Here is a 3,585-nt window from a genome sequence, read left to right on the forward strand (position 1 = left end):
CGCGCGCCTCTCCCGGCGCGCGGGCGCGGCACCCGCCCCGGCGGCGCGGTCCGGGGTGGTGCCGGGCGTGGCTCCCGGCGTGGTCCCCGTGCTCGGCCGGCTCGTCGCGGAGCTGGAACGGGAGCGGGATCAGGACCGGGAGAGGCCCGCGCGCCCCGGCGGCTCGCGGGTCCTGGCGCTCCGGGAACGCCGCCGCCTGCCGCGCCTGCGCCGCCGGATTCACCGGCACGACACGTGCACCTATGAGTAACGGCCCGTCGGCCGCGGTGCGCGCGTGAAGCTGAGCTGTTGGCGCGGTTAAGAAATCCTCGATGGACCGAACGCCCCCGGCTCGGCAGATTGGTGCACGACCACGGAGCGGTGATCACCTGCGAACGGTGCCGACCGCACCCGCGCAGGTCACCGTTCAGCACCATCACCCCGGGAGCCGCGCCCATGAAGGCACTTGTCAAACAGCAGGCCGAACCCGGACTGTGGCTCATGGACGTGCCGGAGCCGCGCACCGGACCCGGCGACGTACTGATCAAGGTGCTCCGCACCGGGATCTGCGGCACCGACCTGCATATCCGCTCCTGGGACGGCTGGGCGCGCAAGGCGGTCACCACCCCGCGCGTCCTGGGCCACGAGTTCGTCGGCGAGGTCGTCTCGGTCGGCGACGCCGTACGGGACGTCGCCGTCGGCGATCTCGTCAGCGGCGAGGGCCATCTCGTCTGCGGCAGCTGCCGCAACTGCCTGGCCGGGCGCCGCCATCTGTGCCGGGGCACCGTGGGCCTCGGCGTCGGCCGCGACGGCGCCTTCGCCGAGTACGTGGCCCTGCCCGCCACCAACGTCTGGGTGCACCGGGCCGAGGTGGACCTCGATGTCGCCGCGATCTTCGACCCGTTCGGCAACGCCGTCCACACCGCCCTCTCCTTCCCGCTCGTCGGCGAGGACGTGCTGATCACCGGCGCGGGCCCGATCGGCATCATGGCGGCGGCCGTCGCCCGGCACGCGGGCGCCCGCAACGTCGTGATCACCGACGTCAGCCCGTACCGCCTGGAACTCGCCCGCAAGGCGGGCGCCACGCTCGCCCTCGACGTCTCGGGCACCGACATCGCCGAGGCCCAGCGGCTGCTCGGCCTCAAGGAGGGCTTCGACATCGGCCTGGAGATGTCCGGCCGCCCCGAGGCCATGCGCGACATGGTCGCCAATATGACGCACGGCGGGCGGATCGCCATGCTCGGGCTGCCCGCCGAGGAGTTCGCCGTCGACTGGTCGAGGATCGTCACCTCCATGATCACGATCAAGGGCGTCTACGGCCGCGAGATGTTCGAGACCTGGTACGCGATGACGGTGCTGCTCGAAGGCGGCCTCGACCTCACGCCGGTCATCACCGGCAGCTACGGGTACGCGGACTTCGACGCGGCGTTCGACGAGGCGGCCACCGCCCGCAGCGGCAAGATCATCCTCGACTGGACAGTCTGACCACCGAGAAAGAAGGAGCCCCACCATGTACGGGTCCGTCAGGGACGAACTGTCCGCCACGCTCGACGAGATCCGCGACGCCGGTCTCTTCAAGCCCGAGCGCGTGATCTCCACCCCGCAGAGCGCCTCCGTCGCCGTGCCCGCCGCCACCGGCGACGGCGGGACGGGCGACGGCGCCGTCCTCAACTTCTGCGCCAACAACTACCTCGGGCTCGCCGACCACCCCGAGGTCGTGGCCGCCGCCAAGGACGCCCTCGACCGGTGGGGCTACGGCATGGCCTCCGTACGGTTCATCTGCGGCACGCAGGAGATCCACAAGGAGCTGGAGCAGCGGCTGTCCGCGTTCCTCGGGCAGGAGGACACGATCCTCTACTCCTCCTGCTTCGACGCCAACGGCGGCGTCTTCGAGACCCTCCTCGGTCCCGAGGACGCCGTCATCTCCGACGCGCTCAACCACGCCAGCATCATCGACGGCATCCGGCTCTCCAAGGCCCGCCGACTGCGCTACGCCAACCGCGACCTCGCCGAACTGGAGACCAGGCTCAAGGAGTCCGCCGACGCCCGGCGCCGCCTGATCGTCACGGACGGCGTGTTCTCCATGGACGGCTATGTCGCGCCGCTCGACGCGATCTGCGACCTCGCCGACCGCTACGACGCGATGGTCATGGTCGACGACTCGCACGCCGTCGGCTTCGTCGGCCCCGGCGGTCGCGGCACGCCCGAGCTGCACGGCGTCATGGACCGGGTCGACATCATCACCGGCACCCTCGGCAAGGCGCTCGGCGGCGCGTCGGGCGGCTATGTCGCCGCCCGCGCCGAGATCGTCGCGCTGCTGCGCCAGCGCTCCCGCCCCTACCTCTTCTCCAACTCCCTCGCGCCGGTCATCGCCGCCGCGTCGGTCAAGGTCCTCGACCTGCTGGAGAGCGCGGGCGAGCTGCGCGACCGGCTGAACGCCAACACCGCCCTCTTCCGGAGCGAGATGACCGAGGCGGGCTTCGAGATCCTGCCCGGCGACCACCCCATCGCCCCCGTCATGATCGGTGACGCGGCGCGGGCGGGCCGGATGGCGGAACTGCTGCTGGAGCGCGGGGTGTACGTGATCGGATTCTCGTACCCGGTCGTGCCGATGGGCCGCGCGCGCATCAGGGTGCAGCTGTCGGCCGCCCACGCGACGGCCGACGTGCGCCGGGCCGTCGCGGCGTTCGTCGACGCGCGGACGGCGCTGGAGCGGGAGAGCTGACCGAAGGGGCCGGCCGGGTCGGCGGGACCACGGTGCCGACGCGGACCGCGGGGCCCACCGGCTGAGAGCCTGTCGGGTGACCTTCGATCGGAAAGCGGACGCGGTCTGGTGCGTGCGATTCCAAGGCGCCGGAGTGTCCTCGTAGCGGAGCTACTAGGGCATTTCGGCAACGCGGGAAGCGTGCGGGCCAGGGCGTGGCCGCCCGATCAGAGGTCACCCGACAGGCTCTGAGGCAGCCGACGGGACCTGCGGGGCCAACCGGGCCGATTCGGTCGATACCTCCCCGGCCTGGCAGGATGGCCCGCGTGATCGATCCCCGGCGGCTGCGTGTCCTGCGGGCCGTGGCGGACCACCGTACGGTGACCGCCGCGGCGGCGGCGCTCTACCTCACGCCCTCGGCCGTCTCCCAGCAGCTCGCCGCCCTGGAGCAGGAGACCGGCCACGCCCTGCTGACCCGCAGCGGCCGCGGCGTCCGGCTGACGGCGGCGGGGGACATCCTGCTCGGCCACACCCACGAGGTCCTCGCCCAACTGGAGCGCGCCGAGGCCGAACTCGCGGCGTACGCGGGTGGCACGGCGGGCGAGGTCACGGTCGCCGCGTTCGCCACCGGCATCGCCGAGGTGCTGGCCCCCGCCATCGAACAGCTCGCGGGCGCGCACCCCGGCATACGGGTACGGGTACGGGACGCCGAGGGCGACGAGAGCCTGCCGCTGGTGCTCGGCGGGCAGGCCGATCTGGCCGTCGCCGTGGAGTACCGGGGCGCGCCGCGCGAGGACGACCCCCGGCTCTCCCGGGTGCCGCTCTACGCGGAGCCGTTCGACGTGGTGCTGCCCGCGGCGCACCCGCTCGCCCCGGCGGAGCGGGTGGCGCTCGCGGGCAGC

The 3,585-nt window shown here is 72.9% G+C and carries 4 protein-coding genes; all 4 read left to right on the forward strand.

The window, feature by feature from the left end; genetic code table 11:
- Positions 1 to 250: hypothetical protein (locus tag DVH02_RS35405; RefSeq protein ID WP_158575979.1), on the forward strand; the 250-nt coding region annotated here is incomplete at its 5' end.
- A gap of 185 nt (positions 251 to 435) precedes the next feature.
- Complete coding sequence (gene tdh, locus DVH02_RS32960) at positions 436 to 1,464, forward strand: L-threonine 3-dehydrogenase (protein WP_114627518.1); 1,029 nt, start codon at positions 436 to 438, stop codon at positions 1,462 to 1,464.
- A 25-nt stretch (positions 1,465 to 1,489) separates the two neighbouring features.
- Positions 1,490 to 2,704 (forward strand): glycine C-acetyltransferase, encoded by a 1,215-nt coding sequence (locus DVH02_RS32965; RefSeq protein WP_114627519.1) that lies wholly within the window; start codon positions 1,490 to 1,492, stop codon positions 2,702 to 2,704.
- Positions 2,705 to 3,009: 305 nt separating this feature from the next.
- On the forward strand, positions 3,010 to 3,585 hold a 576-nt coding region (locus DVH02_RS32970), incomplete at its 3' end, for a LysR family transcriptional regulator (RefSeq protein WP_147286189.1).

This window comes from Streptomyces corynorhini, assembly GCF_003346515.1.
In the GTDB taxonomy this organism is placed as follows: Bacteria; Actinomycetota; Actinomycetes; order Streptomycetales; family Streptomycetaceae; genus Streptomyces; species Streptomyces corynorhini.

Excerpts from the sequence above, each read along its gene's own strand:
- DVH02_RS32965 (WP_114627519.1), top strand. The coding sequence starts at position 1,490 with ATGTACGGGTCCGTCAGGGACGAACTGTCCGCCACGCTCGACGAGATC.
- tdh (WP_114627518.1), top strand. The coding sequence starts at position 436 with ATGAAGGCACTTGTCAAACAGCAGGCCGAACCCGGACTGTGGCTCATG.